The sequence below is a fragment of the Serratia sp. BNK-17 genome, from assembly GCF_048684935.1.
Taxonomy (GTDB): domain Bacteria; phylum Pseudomonadota; class Gammaproteobacteria; order Enterobacterales; family Enterobacteriaceae; genus Serratia; species Serratia nematodiphila.
Genome location: NZ_JBLQTR010000001.1, coordinates 3478844 through 3501304, shown reverse-complemented (window position 1 = coordinate 3501304; position 22461 = coordinate 3478844). Strand labels below are relative to the sequence as shown.

At 55.6% G+C, this 22461-nt stretch carries 18 protein-coding genes; 1 reads left to right on the top strand and 17 read right to left on the bottom strand.

The window, feature by feature from the left end; translation table 11 throughout:
* Nucleotides 1-31: 31 nt before the first annotated feature.
* From gspS to ACMGF7_RS16485, 17 genes are all read right to left on the bottom strand, one after another.
* Complete coding sequence (gspS, locus tag ACMGF7_RS16565; RefSeq protein ID WP_049188282.1) at nt 32-430, bottom strand: type II secretion system pilot lipoprotein GspS; 399 nt, start codon at nt 428-430, stop codon at nt 32-34.
* Between the two features lie 76 nt (nt 431-506).
* A complete protein-coding gene (locus tag ACMGF7_RS16560; protein ID WP_015378375.1) occupies nt 507-707 on the bottom strand; it encodes a hypothetical protein in 201 nt (66 codons plus the stop codon).
* Nucleotides 708-823: 116 nt separating this feature from the next.
* Nucleotides 824-2959 (bottom strand): peptidase domain-containing ABC transporter, encoded by a 2136-nt coding sequence (locus ACMGF7_RS16555; RefSeq protein WP_004935271.1) that lies wholly within the window; start codon nt 2957-2959, stop codon nt 824-826.
* The gene (locus ACMGF7_RS16550; protein WP_049240749.1) at nt 2946-4241 is read right to left on the bottom strand and encodes an HlyD family secretion protein; all 1296 of its coding nucleotides are present in this window, start codon (nt 4239-4241) and stop codon (nt 2946-2948) included. The genes ACMGF7_RS16555 and ACMGF7_RS16550 overlap by 14 nt, the downstream gene beginning before the upstream one ends.
* Nucleotides 4242-4299: 58 nt before the next feature.
* Nucleotides 4300-4659 (bottom strand): hypothetical protein, encoded by a 360-nt coding sequence (locus ACMGF7_RS16545; RefSeq protein WP_049240751.1) that lies wholly within the window; start codon nt 4657-4659, stop codon nt 4300-4302.
* A 137-nt stretch (nt 4660-4796) separates the two neighbouring features.
* The gene (locus tag ACMGF7_RS16540; protein ID WP_164095697.1) at nt 4797-5738 is read right to left on the bottom strand and encodes a fimbrial protein; all 942 of its coding nucleotides are present in this window, start codon (nt 5736-5738) and stop codon (nt 4797-4799) included.
* A gap of 42 nt (nt 5739-5780) precedes the next feature.
* On the bottom strand, nt 5781-8357 hold the full coding sequence (locus tag ACMGF7_RS16535) for a fimbria/pilus outer membrane usher protein (protein ID WP_420286527.1): 2577 nt from the start codon (nt 8355-8357) through the stop codon (nt 5781-5783).
* A 54-nt stretch (nt 8358-8411) separates the two neighbouring features.
* A complete protein-coding gene (locus ACMGF7_RS16530; RefSeq protein WP_049240755.1) occupies nt 8412-9095 on the bottom strand; it encodes a molecular chaperone in 684 nt (227 codons plus the stop codon).
* Nucleotides 9096-9151: 56 nt separating this feature from the next.
* Entirely contained in the window at nt 9152-9691 is a 540-nt protein-coding gene (locus ACMGF7_RS16525; protein ID WP_075201887.1) for a fimbrial protein, read from the bottom strand.
* 639 nt (nt 9692-10330) lie between these two features.
* A complete protein-coding gene (locus ACMGF7_RS16520) occupies nt 10331-11839 on the bottom strand; it encodes a PhoPQ-activated protein PqaA family protein (RefSeq protein WP_420286526.1) in 1509 nt (502 codons plus the stop codon).
* Nucleotides 11840-11909: 70 nt separating this feature from the next.
* The gene (locus ACMGF7_RS16515) at nt 11910-12308 is read right to left on the bottom strand and encodes a hypothetical protein (RefSeq protein WP_004935300.1); all 399 of its coding nucleotides are present in this window, start codon (nt 12306-12308) and stop codon (nt 11910-11912) included.
* An 84-nt stretch (nt 12309-12392) separates the two neighbouring features.
* Nucleotides 12393-12626, bottom strand: a complete 234-nt coding sequence (locus ACMGF7_RS16510) for a hypothetical protein (protein ID WP_049240759.1) — start codon at nt 12624-12626, stop codon at nt 12393-12395.
* Between the two features lie 131 nt (nt 12627-12757).
* Nucleotides 12758-13585, bottom strand: a complete 828-nt coding sequence (locus tag ACMGF7_RS16505; protein ID WP_049240761.1) for an HAD family hydrolase — start codon at nt 13583-13585, stop codon at nt 12758-12760.
* Between the two features lies 1 nt (nt 13586).
* The gene (locus ACMGF7_RS16500; protein WP_420286524.1) at nt 13587-19373 is read right to left on the bottom strand and encodes an amino acid adenylation domain-containing protein; all 5787 of its coding nucleotides are present in this window, start codon (nt 19371-19373) and stop codon (nt 13587-13589) included.
* A 34-nt stretch (nt 19374-19407) separates the two neighbouring features.
* Nucleotides 19408-20277, bottom strand: coding sequence for a hypothetical protein (locus ACMGF7_RS16495; protein WP_015378383.1), 870 nt, complete (start codon nt 20275-20277; stop codon nt 19408-19410).
* Between the two features lie 108 nt (nt 20278-20385).
* Nucleotides 20386-20961: a helix-turn-helix transcriptional regulator gene (locus ACMGF7_RS16490; RefSeq protein WP_004935315.1), complete on the bottom strand. Its 576-nt coding sequence runs from the start codon at nt 20959-20961 to the stop codon at nt 20386-20388.
* Between the two features lie 706 nt (nt 20962-21667).
* A complete protein-coding gene (locus ACMGF7_RS16485; RefSeq protein ID WP_004935318.1) occupies nt 21668-21958 on the bottom strand; it encodes a hypothetical protein in 291 nt (96 codons plus the stop codon).
* 245 nt (nt 21959-22203) lie between these two features.
* Here ACMGF7_RS16485 and ACMGF7_RS16480 point away from each other — a divergent pair, with 245 nt between their 5' ends.
* Nucleotides 22204-22431: a hypothetical protein gene (locus tag ACMGF7_RS16480; RefSeq protein WP_004935320.1), complete on the top strand. Its 228-nt coding sequence runs from the start codon at nt 22204-22206 to the stop codon at nt 22429-22431.
* Nucleotides 22432-22461 lie beyond the last annotated feature (30 nt).

The following is a 22461-nucleotide window of genomic DNA, read 5'->3' as shown; positions in this document are numbered from 1 at the left end:
GTGGCGAGCGCCCGACAGGCACACCGTAGCGCTACTCCATGTAGTCTTCCTGATCGGCCTGCGCCGCCGCGATAAAGCGCGCGGTGCTGCGGCTGAGCGTGGCGCATTTGTCCGTCAGCAGTTGACTATCCTGTTGCAGAGTCAGGTAACGCGCCTGGGTGAGCGCCGGCAACTGCCGATACCCTGCCGCCTGCGTATCCCAGCCGCGGTGCTGCGCTGCACGCATCGCGGTACGTTGTAATTTCACGTCGTCCGGCACGTCACTGCGCCCGCAGTCCACGCGCAGGAAATGCCCGCCGGCCAACATCAAAGCGATGTGATCCAATTGCGCCTGCAGCGGCGGCGCCGGTTGGTGCGCCGTCTGCTGACAACCCGCAAGCAGCAACAACGCCGCTACGCCGCAAAGAGACGTGCGAAACAGAGTAGACATGGACGCTCCCGGAAACCTGTGGGTGATGCAATGATCTTAGGTGAGCGGATGCCGGGCGGCAAGGCGGGCAGTACGCTTAGCGCCGGCCGCTGCTGACCTTGGTGGCGCGGGCGGGGTTGCCGGCGACGAATTCCAGCGTGGGGGAATAGTAAAACGGCAACCAGGCGTTATAGCCGCTCTCCCACTCCCATTTGACCGGGCAAGGCCACAGCATGTCTTCATGCAGGATGTAATAGATCCACCGCCCGGGCGGGCGGCGCGGTTTGCGCGTTTTCATAGCGGGTTCGACGGCCTGATGGAATGCGATAGGGTCAACTGCTGCATTTTACCGCGATTTTCGCCGTGGGGACAGCCTGCGTTGCCGGTTTCGCCCCCGGCGCCGGCAAGCGCCCTTTATTCACCGCCGCCTGCCGGCGCGCCGCTCTCGGCCCCCAGCACCACCACCCTGTCGGCCGAGTCGATGGTCGACTTTCTGTGGGCGACGATCACGCGCGTAATATTCAGCGAAGATATCGCCCGGTTGATCGCCGACTCATTCTCAACGTCCAGATGGCTGGTCGCTTCATCCATAAACAGCACGCTCGGGCGGCGATAGAGGGCGCGCGCGATAAACAAACGTTGCTTTTGCCCGCCGGAGATGCCGTTGCCCAACTCGCCGATCAGGGTTTCGTAGCCCATCGGCATCTGCATGATTTCATCGTGGATATTACTGTGTATCGCGCAGGCCATGATCAGCTCTTTATTGGCATTGACCTCAAACCCGCTGATGTTTTCCGCAATGGACCCGGAGAACAGCCGGTCGTCCTGCAGCACGCAGGCGATCGCGTTACGGTAGTTATTCACCCCGACTTTATGGATATCCATCGCGTCGGCCAAAACCTGGCCGGAAGTGGGGCTGAGCAAACCGCACATCACCTTCAGCAAGGTGGTCTTGCCCGCGCCGGAGGCGCCCACGACGGCCACGCTTTCGCCGGCCGCAATGCGCATGTTCAAGTCTTTGAAGATCGGCCGCGACAGCGCGTCATATTGATACGTAAGATTTTTTACCTCAATGGCAATCCCCGTGCCCGAGGGGAAAACCTGTCGCGGCGCGGACTCCGTCTCCGCATCGGTAAAGACGATGTCGGATATCCTCTCATTGTGCAGCGACAGCATGCGCAAGCCGATCGCCAGGTCGATCAGGCTCGAGGCCCGCTGAGAGAACTGGCCGCGATAGGCATTGAACGCCATGAACATGCCGAGCGTCATGGAATTGTCGATGACCATCATGGCGCCAAGCCACAGGATCGCCACCTGATCGAGCGTCGTGATAAAGGTATTGATCCCGCCGAACATCATATTGAATCGGGTGATTTTGATATTGGTATTGGCGGCGTCGACGTTCAGATTGAGCCAATAGCTGGAGCGCGTTTCCTTGATGCCCAGCGCCTTGACGGTAGAGATGCCGTACAGCGTCTCCATGAAATGCGAGTTGGCCTTGGCCGCCTTGACGATCTGCTCCTCCGAGAATTGACGGTAGGTTCTGTAAGTCATCATCCTGATGAGGATGTAGATCAGAGTGAAGCCCGCCACGACCCAGACCAGCCAGCCGCCGTAGACCATCATCATCGCGAACAGCCCGACCGTCATGATGCCGTCGATGATCCCGCTGACGATATTATTGGTAAAGGTGGTTCTGATCGCATCCAGCGAGGAAAAGCGCGATTGAATGTCCCCCAGGTGCCGTTTTTCGAAAAAATCCAGCGGCAGCTTCATCAGGTGTTCAAACAGCGTCGTCTTCCACTGAATATCGGTCAGCGTCCCGAGCACGATGGAGATCCAGGCCCTGGCGATGCTGACCACCGCGCGGAACAAGGTGAAGAAGATCAGCCCCAAACAGATGACCGTCAGCAGGCTGTAGTCATGCGCCTGAATGACATGGTCGGTCACCAGTTGCGTTCCCACCGGCAGCAGCAGGTTGACCGATTCGATGACTATCGATAACGCAAAGATCTTGAGCAGCGTCCCCGGCAGGCCCTCGATGTTTTTCATCAAATCCAGCAGGCGCAAACGGGTCTTGAGGGTCTCTTTTTGAAATGCCCTGTCGGGCCACAGCTCCAACGCGATGCCGGTAAAATGATTCGACATCTCCTGCAGCCCGATCACTCGGCGCCCGAAGGCCGGATCGTGAATGACAAAACCGGCGCGCTGCACCTTAACCAACACCACAAAGTGATTCATATTCCAGTGCAGTATGCAGGGCGTTTTCAGCTGATTGATTTCGTCGATGTCCAAGGACAAGGCGCGCGTCTTCAGCTGGATTTGCGACGCGATTTGAGAGATCGTCCCCAGGGTCGCGCCCTGGGTGGAAATGCCGAATCGCTGCCGCAGGCTCAGCATATCCACATTAAACCCGTAATAGGAGGCGATCATGGCAAGGCACGCCAGGCCGCATTCCGATGATTCCGACTGCAAGATGCTCGGCACCCGCTTGCGCAGTGAGAAGGTTAACTTCTCGTTGATCCGTTCAAAGAGATTATTGTCCTTCATCGACTCGCCCCACAACGCTGTTTTTTATGTCATACAAAGGCGCGACCGCCCACTGATAAAGCGGTTTCTTATCCAGGAAGACGATGACCCTGGCCTGCAGCCCGCTGCTGATTTCGAGATATTTGCCTTTATCGCTGAATTGCGTGTCGCTGATGGACGCCAGCACTTTGTAGTAGGCGTTCCTTTCCCTTTTATTTCCGCTGCTGTATTCCGACATTTCCTGCGGGGAGGCGGGGACCGACGAGATGGATTCTATTTTTCCCGGAAACTGACCGAATTTATCCGACGGGAAGGCTTCATAGCGAATGTTGATGCCATCGCCGATTTTCACGTAGGGCAAACTGTTATTCGGCAGCCATAAAACCAGATAATATTTGATGTTATCAATCGGCTTGATTTGCGCCAGACTGCTGCCGCTCTCGACCACCTGCCCGGCGGTCACGCTCAGCGACTCGATTTTCCCCTTGAGCGGCGCTTTGATAATGACCTGGCCGCCGGCATTGGACTCCGCCAGCTGGCGTTGTAAATCACTGCGTTGCGATTCGCTTTGCGATATCTGATTGTCGTAATCGGCGGCGCGAATCAGCAAATCGCTGCGCAACTGCGACAGTTGAATATTTTGCTGGATCTTTTGGTTGTAGAGCGCCTGATACGAGCTTTGCTGTTGTTGAAAAAGCGAACGCTGATAATTTAACTGATCTTTGGTGATCAGGCCTTTCGTCAAATAGTGTTCGTAATTTTTCAGGCTATCGCGCATTTTATCCATCCCCTCTTTGGCGCTGAGGTTCAGTTTCTCGGTTTCTTTATAGGCGTTTTCATAGCTATTGATCTGTTTGCGCAAATTATCCAGCATGGCGGTTTTATTTTTATTCAGCTTGCTGATTATCGAATCCAGATTGCTAATCTGTTTGCTTATTTCGCTGGCCGCGATATGGCTGATATTGCCGGACGTGGTGCTTCTCGAGACATCAATCGCATACAGCGGCTCGTCCTTTTCCACGACGTCACCGGCTTTATGAAATGCCTGGCTCACGTAGCCATATTGGGAGGAAAACACATTGGTGGAATGCGGGATGCTGATCACCTCGCCTTCAACATCGACCCGGCGCGTGTACTCGCAAAAATAGAGTGCGCCCGCCAGGATCAGAATAAAAGTGAAACAGGTGGCGGCAATCACATGGCTCGATGCGCCGGAAATTAACAGCGCCCTGCCGGTCCATCTTTGACGTTGATAATTGACCGCCTCCTGGCGGAAAATATTCCTGCTCTTATTCTCACTCATATAACAAGCCTAAATGAACGAGAGCCGCAGCGAAACGCTGCGGCCTCTTTTAGATATTTTAAATCAAAGTGCCATTGATGACGCCTTCGGCAGCTTTTTTAGAGTACTCCAGGGTCGTTTCCCAGCCAGCCAGAGCACCGCCAATGCCTCCGACAATACCACCGTGGATAGCGCCGTAGATCATGCCGACCCCTTGGCCAATAGAACCGACGCCCAGCAGGCCGCCACCGTCGCCGCCGTGACGACCGCCAATAATTGCACCAGCGGCACTGGCAGCAGCCGCACCTAAAACCAGCGACGAAGCCGCTTCCGCGGCATTCGTGACAGCGCTGCCAACGAGGCCGACAATTCCATTATTCAAATTCCAGGAATAGGCACCTGACACTTCATTCATTTCGATAACAGACAGTTCTTTCATTGGTTAATCTCCATATTTAAACGGACAAACACGGCCATACATGCGTGTTGTCATTGCATTGGCATCAAACTGCAGCGCCTGATGCCACCAATAATGTCGCGCGAACAGACGACATTATATTTTTAATGGGGGTCTCTTTAATTCTGCGTAATGGTGAATGTCATCACCGCGTCGGCCTGCCCGGGGCTAATGGCTCCCGTTTGCTTATAGCGCGCCATCAAGGGGATCCTGATCTCTCTTTCAGCCGCGGTGTGGTAATTGATCGGTCTGGAAAACGTTAATGGATTACGGTTCTCATCCAACACTTCCACGGCGACGCCCTTCGCCGCATCGGCGCCGTCGGCGATATCAATCATTCCCACGCCTGGCGAATTTCCGGCCGCCTCGAACGTGATCTGAATCGGAATATTGTCCTCCTGACATTGCAGAACCACGGAAAAATTGCGTTCGGAAGACGCCGCCGTGCTGCCGACGCCATTAAACTCGCTGCGTTTAGGGCTACCCAGATTCACCGTTTGATTTTTATAGTTCAAATCAACCAGGCAACTTTTCTGAATGACCTTCATGCCGGAAATACTGAGATCCAAAATTGAGGTCGAATCCAGATAATATCTGGCGATAATCTTCCCGCCCATATCGCCGCCGGTTTTGATCGGGCCGGTTTTAATAAACGTCAGCCGAACATCGTTTCGATTGATCCACGGCGTCAGCAAGTTGGGCGAAATCGCCGTGTTGACGGGCACGTTCTTATTGCTCTGCCATAAGTCTGAAATCTTCACCCCCACGCCCTCGATGCCGGTTTCAAATACGCCGGGCAACGCGCTCGGCGTCAGCGGCGACATGGAGCGATAGGCGACCGAGCCGGAACAAAGAAAAGAAAACGTCGTGCCGTTAATGCTGTTCTCGGTTCGAACAGCCAGCTGCTCGCCGACTTCGATGCGCGGATCCACGGCCAGCGTCAGCAACCCCATGCGGGCGGTTTTCGCGTTGGTGGTACAGGTGCCGGCATAAACCGCCGTCGTGAGCGTCGCCAGCCACACCAGGGCGCCGTAACCCAATATCCTGAGAAAAACGTTCATTTTCACTCTCACTTAAAAGTCATGATGGAGATAGAGCGAGATCTATTGGCAAACGCCATTTAGGGTTTGGAGACCCGCTGACGGCGGCTCCGCCGGCAACTGATAACGGATGCGGCATTGGTTCTCGCCATTCCTGCCCCACTGCGCGATGAGCAGGCCCTTTTCCGCCATGCCGCTCAGATAGACCACGCCGTCGCCGCCGACCAGGAACGGCTGAATCGCCCCCTCGGCAAGACGCAGGCTGGCGCCCAGCGGCAGGGGGGCCCCCTGCGAGTCCGTCACCTTCATCAAAATCCGTCTGCCGACGTTGGCTTTGAAATTCGCCCGGCTCACCGCGCCGCGAGTCGGCGTGACCGACTGGTTCGTCAACTCGAGATCGACATCATCCGGCAAGCTGTCGACATCGAGGCGAATCGAATTGTTGCGATAAGGCGTGGCGTAAGGAACGATCGCGTAGCCGCGCCAGTCGGTTTTCACCCCGACCTGATTGCCGACCGCCACATCGCTCGCGCCGGCCGCCTGCACCAGGGCGACGGTTTCGCCGAACGGTTGACCGAAGGTCACGCCGTCTTCATGGGCGATCACCCCGCCCTTCACCCCGTAGTTGACGCGCTGTTGACTGCGATCGTAGGCGTAACCCGCCGTGAGTTCGCCGTACGTCGCGCGCCAGTCGGCGTTGGCGTTGCCGCTGTTGCCCTGGCCCTGGCTGCCATACCCTTCCTGTACGCTCCAACTGAGGTTGCCGCCGGCCAGCGCCGTGCCGTTGAGGCCCGCCGTATGGCTGGTATTGCCTTTTTTGCTGGTGTTGAGACTGTAGGTGGCGTAGGTGTTGCTCAGCCATTTCTCTAATGGCACGCTGATGTTGAAAGCGAAGATCTGATCGCGATCGTAAATGCGCCCGCGGTTCGAATCACCGTAAATAGCCTGTGAATTCCGGCTGTAGCTGTAGTTAAAACCGTAGCTGATGCCATTCCAGCTATTGTTGTAACCCGCGCTCAGCGATTGCATATTGCGCTCGGAGCCCCAATAGTCTTCGGAGACCGCGCTGAGTGAAAGCGACCCCGCCCCTTCCCATAAATTCTGGTTCAGCGTGATTTCGCCGCGATTTTTGCGGCGGTCTATCGGGGCGTAACGGTTGCCGCTGCGATAGGTGTCCAGCACTTCCTGCAGCCCATAGTAGCCGCTGGTCGAATAGCGGTAGCCGGCGATGGCGAAGTTCGTCCCCGTCTCGACGATATTTTTGCTGTAGCGCACGCGCCACGACTGACCATCACTTTTCGGCTGATGCTCCTGCTTTGCCCATGCCTGGGTGACGTCGGCCGACAGGGCACCGAACTCGCCCAGGTTCTTGCCCAGACCCAATGCCAGCGATTGATACGGCCCGGCGAATTGGCCGCCGCCATACAGGGTGAAACCGGCGGGCAAGCCATAAATCAGGCTGGCCTGCGAGAAGATCTTTTTATCCACGCTGTGATCGTAAGTGCGGTATTGACCCGAGGTCAGCGCATATTTCAGCCGCCCTTCGCGTTGCAGCACCGGCAGGCTGGCGAAGGGAACGGTCAGGTGCTGTTCGCTGCCGTCCGCCTCCTTGATAGTCACCTCCAAATCGCCGCTGCCGCCGGTCGGGTACATGTCCGAAATTTCAAACGCGCCCGGCGCAACGTAACTCTGGTAGATGACATAGCCGTTTTGGCGAATGACCACTTGCGCATTGCTGCGCGCGATGCCGCGCACCACCGGCGCATAACCACGCAGGCTTTCCGGCAACATGTCGTCATCGGAAGCCAGCTGCGCGCCGCGAAACGACACGCTGTCAAACACATCGGACGGGCTGCTGCTTTCGCCGAGCGTCAGCAAGCTTTTCAGGCGGATGATATTGCGCTGGGCGTAGGTATAGACGGAGTCCCAACGATCCTCCGACGCTCGCCCGCCGCCGGCGCTGTTGTAGCTCCAGGTGGTGTAGTTCCGCACTCGCCAGGCGCCCAGGTTGAAGCCCGGCCGCAGGTTGAGGTAATAACTGCTTGCGCTCTGGGTGAATCGATCGCGCCCCTTGCTGTTGCTGCCGGTGAAGCCGTAGTTCAGCAGCATCGCCGGCAGGCCTTCATCCCATTGTTCCGGCGGAACGTATCCGCGCACCTTATTTTCCAACGCCGCCTGGGGGATACTCAGCATCAGGCGTTGGCGGTTAAATTGAAATTGCGCCGAGGCCTGTGGGATCGCGGCCAAATTCGCGCAGCGATCGGCGCCGGCCAAACCGGGAAACAGCTCAACTTTCACCCCAAGCCGTTTCAGATCTTCCCGCGTCAGACAAGGCTGCAGCTCGGCCTTCTCGTCGCTGCCGGCCCGCAGAGCGAACGACACCTCGCGCGTTTCCAGCAGCATGTCGTTCACCCAAATATCGACCCGATACGTGCCGGGAACCTGCTGGCCATTTTCAAAAATCGACAGATCGACGTGCTGCTGGCCTGAGCGCCCGGTTTCCAGCAACGCCGGATTAAAATAGTCACGAGAGAAGGCGGGATTAGCCATATTGCCGCATACCGCCGTTGTTACCGTGAATAAGGCTATGCGTTTCAGCCAAGCATCCCGCTTCGCTAATATACGCTTTTGAGTTATCATTCATTAGCTCCATTATTGAAATGTTTTATCCTTTTTTCTGCCTTCCCTTACAGATTAAATACCTGACTGATGTTCTTTACCTGTGCCGCCATAATCATTAATTAATTTCCAGCTTACCGACGTTGCGCCCGCCACGGGCAATGCAAACATTTCGCTGCTCATCGGCGCGATATATGCCACCTCTTTCATTTCCCGCCCCCCGATACGGACATAATGGAAGTTCATATAATAAGGCGTTGGGTTGGTGAGTTTTAATTCTGAACCGACACGCTGCCATTTCAGCTGCTGCGTCACCTCTTCGGGTACCTGGCGGAGCAGCGGCGCCGGCCGATAAATCAATTTAATGCGGGTCTTGACCGCTATTTGCAGCGTATTCGATTTACCCGTCTGGGTTGTTGAAGGAATGGATTTAATATTCATCCAATACAAGCTTTCTTTATCTTTCGGTAAGTCATCGCCCACTTTCACGATGCGCAGCATATTTTCCTGGTTGCCGTCCAGCCGAAATAAAGGCGGCGTAACGATAAACGCGATTTTATCCACCCCGCTTTGTTGATTCTCCAGCCAGGACTGAATCAAATACGGTTCTTTATCCGGATTCTCCACGCTGATTGACGCTTCTTTTTTTTCGCCGTTGAATATCACCCGCGTCCCGCCAATCACCACGCCGGCGTGAACCGTAGACGCAAACAATAAAATAATGAGAGCCGCTAAGGCGCCGTAGCGATTAAAACGCATAATATTATCTCCGAGGCAATACGGCCCGCTGTGAACCAGCGGGCAAGAAAATATTATCAGTTATAATTCAGCGTAAAGGTGGCGACGCTATTGGCTTTACCGGCGGTCACATCTGCCTGCGTGGAAATATAGCGGGCGGTAAAATCGAGGTTATTTTTCACGCCGCTGCCGGAAGCCAACGGATAAGCCGTCGACGCCGTGTAAAGCGGCAGAACACTGTTAGAAATATCAGACAGTTGGATACCGACGCCGGTAGCGACATCCGTTTCCTGAGTCAGCTGCAATACGTTGCTGTCGCCGTTATCGGCCGCGCCGTCAAACTTAACGGTGGCGCTGTTTACCGTATCCGGACAATCGGTGACTTCCAGCGTGAATTTTGTCGCGCTGGACGTTGATCCCTTGCCACCCGCAAATGCCGTTCGGGCCACATCACCCAAAACAACATTTAATGGATTACTCAAGTCATTCGTGACCTTGCACGCAGCATCGACAATATTCCCGGTAAAATTAACCTGACCATCTGCTGCCAGAGCAGGTAAAGCGCTTGAACACGCTGCCGCGACAAATGCCAACATAATCACTTTTTTTTCCATCATGGGTACTTCTCCTTTTGATTAGACAGACTTCAAAATATCCCCGCCACGAAGAACCCTGACAGGGAGAATAGGAGCCCTGCTCCTTTCACAGTTAATTATGCTTAGCTTTCCCCCTTTAGCAATACATAAAATCAATGTAAAGATGAGAAAAGATAATCACCCCAAATAGAATTAGCATCATTCTTAATTTTATTTTGAAAAAACCGCCAAATCGGCGTTTCTTGATTCATTCATCTGGCCGCAAGGGAATTTATTATCGCGCTATTCGAAGGCGTTTTCGCCAGATCCTCCTCATTTCCCCCTCAGGCGAAAAATCAGGTGACATCGCCGTAAAATGAAAACCTGGCGAAAAAAATCGCACTGAAATAAATGACATTTATATTACGAAAGACATCACGACGCGGCGGCAGCGAGAGGGGCGGCAGAATAGCAAAAGCATGGCGATAACGGTTTATCGAACAGGAGGGAGAATAAGGCATTCGCCGTTCAAGAAACCGGCGTAGTGATATGACAACGAGAAAATGGCGTTACGCAGAAATATTCTGTCTGGCGCCGTTCACTATTTCGAAAAAAAGCCGGCAATGCGCTCTGTCGCGCAGAATAACGCATTGCCGCCTTATTGTTTTTCGGCGCCGCTAATTAATCGTCATGGCGATAATCTTCACCCAACCCTCTGCCGGGTAGGGTTTCACACGCCAGGCCATCGCCCGCGGGAACGGCGGACGGATAGTTATCGTCCGGCGTGATAAAGACCGGCGTGGTCGCGATAAACCCATCGTTGAACACCGCCTCGATAAAGGTGGCCTCCCAGCCTTGCGCCGGGGCGGCCAGACGAAACTCGCCGCGATCGGCCTCCGCTGCGGCCAACGGCTCCGGGGTAAAGCGTACGCCGCACGAATAACGAAAATCTCGGGCCGTGCGGTTGTGCGCGCTCCAGCGCCGCACGGTGGCCGGCGGTTCGGAAAAACGCAGCGTGCGCACCGCAGCATCCGCGGCGCTGCCTTGCACCTCGATCGTCGGCAACGCGATATCGCGCTGGCGGCGCTTGATCATCGCCAGTATGGCGCGTTCGGCGGCCGGCCGGCTTGCCGCGCGATCCCCGTCGGCAATCGCGCGCAGCGAAGCCTCTCCCGGTGAGGCGCTGAAATAGAATCGCGTGCTGTCCGGCGGATAACGTTCGTCGCCGCTGGCGATGATGACATATTTCGCCGCCGCTGGCCGCGCTCCCGCCGTCGGCGGCGGATAAGCGGTGGGATCCGCTATTTGCATCAGTTTGTCGAACGCCGGCGTCTCTATGCGCCGATCGATGCCGAGTTGGTAATAAGGATGAAACGCCAACGGCCAACGGCCGCCATACGTACGATAGGTATGCTTCAAGACCTGCCGCGCCGCGCCCCCATCCGGGAACATGGCGACGACGGCATCGATGCGCTCATCCGACAATGACGCCAGCCACGCCGCGGTTGCGCCGCTCGCCGCGCCCGCCACGATGAATTTATCTATCCCCCACCGGCTCAATTCGCGCTGCGCCAGCGTCATGGTTTGCGACAAGGCCGCCGTCATGGGGATCGCCAGCGGCATCATCAAGTATTCATCCGCATCGTCCAGGAACAATCGCCAGCCTCGGGCCTGGCTGTCCTCCCCCGCACGACGCCGCCCCTCATTTTGATATTCCAGGTACGGATAAGGCAGCCGGTTGACGACAATCACGACGGTGTGACTTTCCGCCGCCAATGCCGCCGGCATAGCGACGGAAAACGTCGCATTTTGCTTGCCTGCCCCGCTCGCCCCTGCGGCGGCGCAAGCGCAGTCATCGCTCATCAGCACCAACGCTTTACGGGCAAGCGCCCCGTTGGGGATATAAATATCCACATCGTGCCACCATTGCGTCGGCCGGATGGCGTCTTGCGGCGACCAGGATTGCGACATCAACCGATAATGGCGTATCGACACGTCATGGCCGTTATCCACGCCCTTTAACGAATATGACAGAGGCAATATCGCCAACTGATTGTTATAACAAGGAATAACGGTGTGCAAGGCGGGATGTTCGTCCGCAAAGCAGCGATCTTCCTCTGCCGCCATGGCCTGCCGGCCGCCGATTAAGGCCAGGCAAATCAGCGCGATGTATCCGATGCGTTTTAGCATTTTTCCCTCCCCCCTTTGTCCGTGACAAATCCCTTGTACGCCGCCTGGCGGCAGGAAACCTTCCGCGCGCCTAGAGCACCTGATGAAAGCGTATCGGATAGCCAAAGCTGTCCTTTTCGAACGCCACGTCCCTGTCGTTCTCGCCCAGCAATAGGCTGTAAACGCCGTTTTCCTCATAACGGCTCATGGCGATATACAGCACGACCTCCCGATGGTCAGCGATCGTAAACTGTTTGCGCCTGGCGTTGATTTCCAACGTAAACGCCACCACCGGATTGTTGTTCAGAAATACCGAGGTCTGCTGCATGGAGACGATCCTGCCCTGCGCTTTCTCGGTCACCTGAAAGGGCGTGGCGTCATTGGGGGCGCGTATATCCACCTTCTTTTGGATATAGATAAAGTTAAACACCGCCAACGCCACCGCCACGAACAGATTGATGGCCATGATCAAGATGATTTTATTCGCCATGAACTCTCCCTTTGCCGTTCTTGCGGCTCCCGACATGTGCGAGGTAAAAGTGCCCTTGCGGGCACTTTTCATTAAGGGCCGGGCTTATGACGATTTACGGCCAAACAGCTGCGAGAAGGCGCTAATCCCGGCATCGATGACGGCGCCAATGCCCTCACCGAGTTTGGCGCCGGCGCCCGCCGCATCCGCGTGGATCCCGAATAGACCGGTACCGGCATCTACGATGGCGCCAATGCCATTGCCCAGGATTTTGCCGGCATCGGAAGCGATGCCTGCGCCGGAAACCGTCATGACTTCTGCTTCAGTCAGTTCTTTCATACTGTCTCCTTTGTATTTATCGACATGTTTAGTAATGAAAAAATGAAACCCTCACTGTTTGTTCACCTCCTTGTTATCTGCTCACGAAAGACCCTGTTGCCAATGCGTTCACCCGCGCGGCGGTGACAATGTCAGAACAGGCCGAACTCACGGCAGAGATAATCGGCAACGCCATTGCGGCTGTTGGGCAACGCAATCGGGTTAAACGGCAGCGCGCGCTTCAATTCGCCCATCGCATTGCCCATCACCACCCCCGTTCCGGCCCAGCGCAGCATGTCCAAATCGTTCATCGCATCGCCGAAAGAGAGGCAATCGCGCATCGCTATCTGTTTGGCGCTCAGATAGTCGGCCACGCTTCTGGCCTTGGAAATATGCTTATCCATGATGTCTATCGTTTCCGCAGAGGACTTACAGATGGACAGCGTTTTTCCGAAAGCCTGACTGACCTCGTCGTAAAACCGCTCGATCAGCGCCGCTTCCCCCTGCAGCAGCACTTTCAGGATCGGTTGCCGTTTCATCGCCTCCGGCTCGACATAGCGGCAAGCGACGCCCGAGGCTTTGATATAGTCGGCAAAATGCGGATTCTCTTCGGCCATCATCCATCCTTCCTGGGTGAACAACGTCACGTGGAGCGGACAGGCGAAGAGGTAATCCATCAACATCATTTGGCTGTCGCGAGGCAGGAAATAGCTTTTATCCGCCACCGGCCGCCCCTCGATATTGACCATCGCGCCATTGCAGGAGACGATCGCCGGCGAGAACCCCAAGCCATCCACAATCCCGCGCGCATCCGCATCGCAACGGCCTGTCGCGATGACGATTTCCAGTCCGCGGGCATGCAGGATATTGAGCGTTTCCACCGTCAGATCCGACAGATTTCCGGCAGGATCCAGCAAGGTTCCGTCAAGATCGCTCACGATCGCCCGGTATTTTATTTTGCCGTCGATAGCAAGCCACATATCACGCCTCCTCCGCCTGGATAATCCCGTCTTCGGCGCGGATTTCGCTGTCGGGCGGAAGGTGGGCGATCGCGAGCGCAATGGCCTGAAAACGGCGTCCTACCGCAACGATGGTCTCCTGAGCTATCTCGTGAGAATCATAAAACAGTGAAATGGCGAGCCGTTCCGCTTCGGGGAACAAGCACAGCACCGTCTGGTGGTTGCTGCCGCTGACGATATCCGTCACCTGGAACGTAAACGGCAAGCGCGGATCCTTCTGCGGTTGCGGCATGTTTTCAAACACAAACAGGCTGCCGAACGGCGAAGTGGGCACCCATTGTTCGTCGTAGCGGTTCAGTTCGGAAAAGGCGTACTTCTGCCTCAGCGTCTGGGAATCCGCGATATCGGTCAGCAACGCATAAATGGGCCGGCGGCGAATCGCCTGCAGGCGCAGCACCGGGCTGGCGACACATAGGCCAAACAGCGTCTGCACCTGCTCAATGTCCGCCGGGCGCTCGCTCATGGTCGTGCCGATCGCGATATCGTCACAGGCCAGCGCTTCGGCCAGCGCCAGCATCCAGGCCAGCTGCGTCAGTTGATTGACCGTGATCCCCTGGCGCCGGCAAAACGCAGTGAGGCTTGCCACCTGTTCCGCGCTGAATTCCGCGCCATATTGCCGCATGCGTCGCCCCTGTGGCGCGGCATCCGGCGAAGCGCTCAACGGCAAACGTTGGTTGACCGGCGCCCCGCGCAAATAGTCCGCCCAGAACACCTGCGCCTCGGGATCGCCGCCGTGCGCGCGCACATAAGCGGCGAAAGGCTCAAATCGGTTAATTTCCAGCGCCGGCGCGCCCCCTTCCAGCAAGGTGAGATAGTCGTTGAACCAGTGTTCGAACAGAACGCCGAGGGACCAACCGTCGAACAAGATATGGTTAAAGGTCTGCACCAGATAGTGCTCATCGGCGTTCAACTTGATCAGGCGCCAGCGGATCAACGGCGGCGCATCCAGCTCAAACGAGGTTTCTCGTTCCCGGGCCAACAGCGCTTCCATCCTTTCTTCCAGCAAGGACGGCGGCGCGTCGGTCCAATCCTCGATCGCGATCGGCGCCTGCAGCGTCTCGCAGATGAAGACGTTGGGCCGCCCACGGCGGGTTTGATCGCCAAACCCGGCGCGCAGCATTTCAAATCGCTGCAGCGCCAGCGACCAGGCCTGGTTCAACACCTCCGGCTGCAGCGGGCCGGCCACCTCATAAACGGCCTGATCGATCTGAAACTCGCGGTTAAGCCGGTTGAAATACATCAATTCCCGCTGCGTGACCGTAGCCTCGAAAACGGCGGCGATGCGATGACGTTGCTGCCAGCGGTCCAACTCGGCGAGGCTGACGTTGGCATGGGGGAAGTCCCCCGGGCTGGCGAGGCGAACGCCCTGGCTCGCCTCGTGGCAACAGTGTGCGACCAGCGCCGACACGCTCTCCCGATAGTGCGAACCGATCCGGGCCAGCGTCGCCTGCGGCAATAAGCCCGACATCACGATGCTCAGCCGGTCGCCGTGCACGTAGAGCACCAGATCCAGCACATTGTCGCTCGCCGGCAGCGCGCCGTTTTCCAGATCCGCCGTTTGGTCGATCAAGGCCCACAAGGCGTCGTCAGTCTGTTCGTTAAAGACCCCGAGATAGTTGAATGAAATGGCCGGCAAGCGGTGGCGCCGCAGACAGGCTATCGCTTCGTCGTCCGACGCTGAACCGTATTTCAGCGCCGAATAGCCGATGCCGTGATCCGGCATCTTTCTTAATGCGTCCTTGATGGCGCGCAGCGTGTGTTTTGGGCTCTGATGGGCGGTGATGCGCAAAGGCAGTAAGGCGGTGAACCAGCCGACGGTGTCGTCGAGCTGGATCTTATCGTCATTGATATCGCGGCCATGGTGTTCGAGCGTCAGGTAACTGTCCGCACGGCCATGCCAGGCCTGCAGCACCGGCGCCAGCGCCGCCAGCAACACATCGCGGATCGAGGTGCGGTAGGCCTGATGACAGCTGTCCATCAACAGCGTCGTCAACGCCGCGTCGCACTCGAAGCGGCAAAACGCCGGACTCTGCGCCCCCTCGCTGAGCGTGGCGTAATCGGGTTGCCCGGCGATCATCGCCAACCAGTAAGCGCATTGGTCATGCCGGCTCGCCGCGTAGTCCCTTAACGTCTCGCCCCACTGCCGATAGCTGGTGCCTTTCGCCGACAGCGATTTCCCCTGATGCAACCGTCGCATGTCTCTGACGATGATGCGCCAGGACACCACGTCGATGATCAGATGATGGAATGCGCAGAACATCAGCGCGTAGCCGGGCGCGCTGCTGTCGAAAATGTAGACGAAGCGGCACAGCGGCCCTTCTACCGGATCAAACCCCGATTGCCATTGATGCAGAAGTTCGGCGCGGCTTTGGCGACAAAGCGCCAGGTCATAGTATCCCCATGAAGGGCCGCCGTCGGCCACCGACAGATAGCGCTGCGCGACCAGCGCGCCGGCGTCGTCGGCGCTAAAGCGCGCGCGCAGCATGTCATGGCGCGACGCCAGCCCGTTCACCAGATCGGCCACGCGCTCGGCGGACATCGGCGGCACCCGCACCAAAAAAGTCTGGTTGAAGAAGGCGCGATGTTGCGGCGGCTGCTCGTTGTACCAGCGCTGAATCGGCAGCAATTCGAATTCGCCCTGCAGCTCGCCCTGTTCATTGAGCGGCGCAATCGCCTCCCGTTGCTGCAAAATGCGCTTGGCCAGCGCCCGCGCATTCCGGGTTTCGAACACCGCACGCGAGTTGCTGTGATAGCCCGACTTGCTCAATTCGCTGGTGAACACGATGCTTTGGATCGAATCGCCGCCCAGACGAAAGAAGTCGTCATCCACCCCTACCCGTTCAACGCCGAGGATCTCCGCCCACAGGGCGCAAATCAACGCCTCCAGCGTATTCTGCGGCGCGGCATATCGCTCGCTTTGCGCGAATTGCGGCGCGGGCAGCGCCGTGCGATCCAGCTTGCCGTTCACCGTCAGCGGTATCTCGTCGAGCGCGACATAGCTGGACGGCACCATGTAATCCGGCAGGAGCCGCTCCAGCCGGGCGCGCAAATCGGCAGGATCCAGCGGCTCGCCCCGCGCCATCAGCACATAAGCGGCAAGGCGCTTGCTATCGCGATGGACGACATCCACCACGACGCATTTCTCGACGCCCTCCAGCGCATTGATCGTATTTTCTATTTCGCTGAGTTCAATTCTGAAACCGCGGATTTTTACCTGGCAATCGTTTCTGCCGAGATACTCCAGATTGCCGTCGCGCAACTCTCGCACCCGATCGCCGCTTTTATACAAGCGTCGCCCGTTCAGCGTAATGAAACGCTCTTGCGTCTGCTGCGGCTGGTTGAGATAGCCGCGCGCCAGCGCGTCTCCGCCGATATACAGCTCGCCGGCCAGCCCTGGCGGCAACGGCTGCAGCCAGCGATCCAGCACATGAAGTTCGCGCCCCGGTATGGCTCGCCCAATCGGGATGCTGCTGCGGGTTTCGTCGGCCGCGATGGCGTACATCGTGGTGAACGTGGTGCATTCCGTCGGGCCATAGCCATTGATGACCTGCTGCGGGCGGTTGGCTTGCCGCACCAGGCGCTGCATCAGCGTGGCGGTCAGCGCCTCCCCGCCCACCAGCAGACAGCGCAGCCCGGCGAACAGGTCGGGGTGACTGAGGTAAAGATGATCGAACAGGCTGCGCGTCGCCCACAGAATCGATACCTGCTGCCGACGCAGCAAGGCTTCCAACTGCGGCACATCGCCGGCGATATCCTCCGTGTCGCGCACGACGACCAATTTGGCGCCGTTGAGCAATGCGCCCCACACCTCGAACGTCGCCGCATCGAACGCCGGGCTCGAGAGGAAGAGCAACGCGTCATCGGGCGTGACAGCGATGCCGGACGCGGTCGCCAACCCGCACATCGCGTGTTGCTCGAGCATCACGCCTTTCGGGATCCCCGTCGATCCCGAGGTATAGATCACCGCGCCGAGCCGGTCGGCGCCGGTGACGGCTGGCAGATTCTGCCGCTCGTGCGGCAGGCGGTTCAGATCGCCCAGCGTGAGGACGGACACGGCGTGCGGCATCATCGCCGCCAGCGCCTCGGCGGCCGATTGCAGGCTTTCCCCGGCGATGAGCACCGGCGCGCGCGTTTCTTCGAGAATATGCCGAATGCGCGCCTGAGGATAATTGCAGGAGAGCGGCACATAGGCCGCACCGGTTTTCAGCACCGCCAGCAGCGCCACCACCATTTCCAGGCTTTTCTCGCTGTACAGCGCAATCAGCGTGTCCGTCTGGGGGGCGCTCCCGGTCAGCGCTTGGTAGCGGAGCGTAATTTCGCGCGCCAGGCTATTCGCCATGCCGTTCAGCTCACGGTAGCTGACATACAGCCCCTCAAACTCCAGCGCAATCTTATCCGGATAACGCAGCGCGATCGCCTCAAACCGGGCGCTGAGGGTTTCTCTCGGCAACGCGGGGGCCGCGTTGTCATCTGGCGGCATGTCGGCGGCGGGATAAAAGGCGAGGTGGCGTAAAGGCGCGTCAGGCGCGCGCATCGCCGCTTGCATCAAGCGCATGAAATGTTCCGCGCAGTCGCGCATATCTTCTTCGTCAAACATGTCCTGACGAAAACGCAGCCGGAACTGCAAGGCATCGCTGTCGGCCCGATCCTCATATTCCAGGGAAAGCGACGCACTGGCCATATCGTGGTTGGCTTCAAACAGCGGCGAAGTGGCGCAATCGGCCAGCGCCAAGGCCGCATCGCGCAGGTTGGTCTGGGCAAAGGAAATCGGCATCGCGCGGATCCCCAGCGCCTGCACCACCTGTTGCGTGGGCAGTTGGTTAAACCGTTGGCGCGAGTGCGGCGCCGCGGCGGTAATAAACGCCAGCGCGCGTTGATAAACGGCGGCGAAACCTTCGCCGTCACGCAGCGAGAGGGGCATCACGCTGGTGTTTACATGCCCGCCAAGCGCAAATCTTTGCCCCTTTTTTATCGACACCGGATAGCTGATATAGACCGTTTCCTGATTGCCGCTGCGCGCCATCAAGATGCCCCACAGCACCAGCAACGCCAGAAAGTCATTCATTCGCCGTATTCCCGCGCCCTGCTTCAGCGCTTTCCATTGCGCTTTGGGCACCTGGAAACGCAGCTCGGCCGCCTCATCGTTTCGCACGGCGCCGCTTTTCTCAAAGGGCACGTCTATCGCGCCCAAATTTGCCGCTTCGGCCCGCCAGTGCGCCAGCGCTCCGTCGGCGGCCAGTTGTTCCACCTCGCGCTGCAGCTGCCGGTTGATGGCGGCAATCTCGGCCGCCTCGAGGCGTGTCGATAACCGCTGTTGACCATAGTACTGGCTCACCAATGAGAAAAACTCGTCGGAAGACGCGCCGTCGATCACCAGATGATGGCCCACCAGCGCCAGGGTATAGCGCCCCGCCCCCTCGGCGAAAAGCGCCCAACGATAAAGCGGCCCGCGGTAAATGTCGAAGGGCTGGCGAATCACTTGGGTCAGCAGCGTGCGGTCCGTGTAATGCTGCAAAGGATGGATTGCGTCATTGCGACGCCAATACAGCTCGCCATTCTGTTCATGAATATGGCTGTTCAGCAGGACATGATCTTGCACCAGCGCATTCAGCGCAGCTTGTAATCTGATGGGATCCAGCGCGCCCTCAATACGCTGCAGCACCAATACGTTGTAATTACAGCCTTCTGGATGGCGGTCATATTCATCGATAAAAACTTTTGAATAGGGTGATACAGGAATCTCTTCCATGACAAACACTCCATTTAGAATACACGTGCCCTGCTTAACGGCGATCCATGCGGCATACCCAAACCTCTTTCGGCATCAGCTCGCTTATCTTTTCTGAGTAATAACCGATCAGCATGTTGATGCGCTTTTCTGCAATGACCTCCGCCGCCTGAGCGCAAATCGACTTGTAAAAACCAATAGGGATCATCACTTTGCAACGGCTATGCAGGTGCCGACAAACGCCGATGGCCCAGGAAAAACACTCCCTGGAAGGATTGGAAATATCCAAAAGTTCGGCACACTCACTGGAACAGCCAATCACAGCGTAGAGATTGCCTTTATTGATATAATGAATTTTATGATACAGAGGATGTTTTTCAATATATTCAAATGCGCGATGATCTTTTTCTCGCCCCAGATTATTGATAAAACTGGCCTGCCGCGCTTGGCCGCCCTCGGTAAAACGAAAGGCCATAAACTTATCAGGCTTTAAGGTTAATTCGACGAAGGGATAGATTTGCGTATTGGTGGTTAAATACTTTCTGAAAATCTTTTCATAAACCCTGATCTTCCTGTCATCGGAAAAGCAGATATCCGCCGCCACATCCGAACGCTTAGCCTGCAGGAAAAAATCTTTCAAGACGGTGGAAGATTTGACCTGACGGTGGATCCCAAGATCGCCAAGCATATTGACATTAAAAGACAATTTATTGATTTTAAAAGGATAAAAACTGGATACAAACATCCCGAGATAACGTTCTTGATCCTTGTAAAATATGCCCGTTTTTTCCATCGGCGCCCCACAATGCGGATCGAGCAAATGCTTCCAGTGCAGGAAACGCTCCCCGCCCAAATCTCTGCCATAAAGCTCCTGCAATAATTTGAAATGATTATGAGAAACCGCTTCCCTCACAAAGACAGCCATGTTTTATCTCCCTATAAAACCGATTCCATGCCGGGCGGAAATCAATAAAAGATGACCGCTCAGCGCCGTTGATAATACGGCGCCGGACCGTTCGCTTCCTTTCCCTGATTAACAAGAGTCGCTGTGCATTTTTAACCAGCGCAAGAATTCAATATTATTATCGATGTTCAGTTTTCTCATGGCCGAACGTTTATGAATACTCACCGTTTTCGGGCTGATGCCGAGCAACATCGCCGTTTGGTTTTGTGAATAGCCCAAATGAATCAAACGGCACACTTTCCCCTCGCTAAAGGTCAACTGGGTACGGCAACGCGGGCAATAGCTTGAAACCAAACTATTTTTCTTGCGATAGCAGAACATGACCTTGTCCACGATCGCCGCCACGCTGTCTTTGCGCGTAATACTTCCGGCTTCCAAATTGCAATGAATTTTAGGGAATGTCTTTTTATGCTCCAATATTGAAAAATAGAGCGGAATAGAAGAAAAGTTGCCCTGCAAAAGCTGGGTATGGCAAAAATTTATGGACACCCGCTTGTCCGGCGCCCTGAATATGATGTTGGCACGTTCTTCTCCCGTGATCTTGGCCTTAATACCATTCGTGAGAAAACCTTCTTGCAAGGCAAGACTCAACCCCAGCTTGAAGAATTGATTTTTATCCACAATAGCGATATTGACGCGCTCCATTAACAAACCTCCCTTTTGACTACGCTTGCTCACTCTCCTTACTGCAATATCATTGCTGTGATTATTTTTTGTTTTAACGTGCTTTTTAATAAAAAAGCGTTATAGGCGAAGCAAAAAAGACCTTGCCTCGCAAAGGTGCATTTTATATATAGGGTTATATAAATCATCTGCCCTGGAGAGCATACAAAAGCAAGACGCGGTAAGCTGCCGCGCTTCGCAAGGGAAATTGCTATCGTAAGATATATTTATAAGGCATCATTGCCATCAGCATCACGGTGCTAAGATTTTTCTCTGATACGTTAATTTTACTCCAAGAGCGCAATATATCCAGATAAATATCGAAAAAACACATAATATAGAACATAACATTGCGCGGCATTGATTGTTAAGAGAATCCGTTTATGCATTAGGAATTTACTTATGATAAAGGCAGGATAATGCTTTTTTCGCCCGTGGCGGCGGGATCATCGCAGACCCTATTAAACAGAGTATAACCATATTCATTTTATTGTAAAAAAATTGCATAAAAAAAAGCTACACTTTATGGCAGTAAGTGATTCCCGCCCTTTCATGTAGACGGCAACAAAAAAGAAGAAGGCGAACCCATCGGCCGCCCACGCAAGAAACGCCAGGTAGGATTAAAGATTTTTCAGGAGTGATGCGCAGCACAGAGAGATAACGCGGCATCGTTGACGAGCGGGGTGAATTATATTTTTTTGATCCTCATCAGCTTTTTTGCCTCCAGGCAGGAAACCAATCCGAGGTGATCTTTTTTTAGCTGCTTGTCGCTCCCAAGAGGAAGAATGACTTTGAACGTTTGCAACTTACCGTGATTATTATAGATATCAAAGACTATCACCGGCGGGCCATAACCCAGGATCATGCAGTCTAAAAACCGCAAAACGGCGCACCCCAAGCGGCTCCTGGCCTCGCGGATAATTTTATCCGCAAGCTCATCATACCGGAAAGGTCTTTCCGGCGTCGTCAATACCTTCATAAGGTCTCCCTTCTGGTATATATCATTCCGATTTAAAATAATAACCTCATAAAACCGCCGCCGTTCAAGGCGAGTGAGACATAATAATCCAGACTTCATCAATATATAATCTAACGATGCAAAATCAATCTAACAAAAAACACAATAGTATAAAAAAACAGCGCGAGTTTTATTGAAAAAATGACCTAATTTGCAATAATTAAATGGCCTGAAGTAAAGGGCTAACTGAAAAAGGAGTTTCAATCATGAAAGAACTATCCGCAGTAGAAATTGAACAAGTTAACGGTGCTGGTTTTTTTGGTGACGTAGGCACACTGATTGGCAGTGCGGTAGGTACAGGTATTGATACCATTTCCGCGATTGCCGGTGTTAACCCGGATGCCAAAACCGTTGTCGGCACCATCGGTAAAGGTATTGGTCTGGCTGTCGATGCGCTGATTTCCAGCGGATTGCAGATCATCTCTAAACTGTAATAACAACTCATAATCATCCCTTCCTATTTT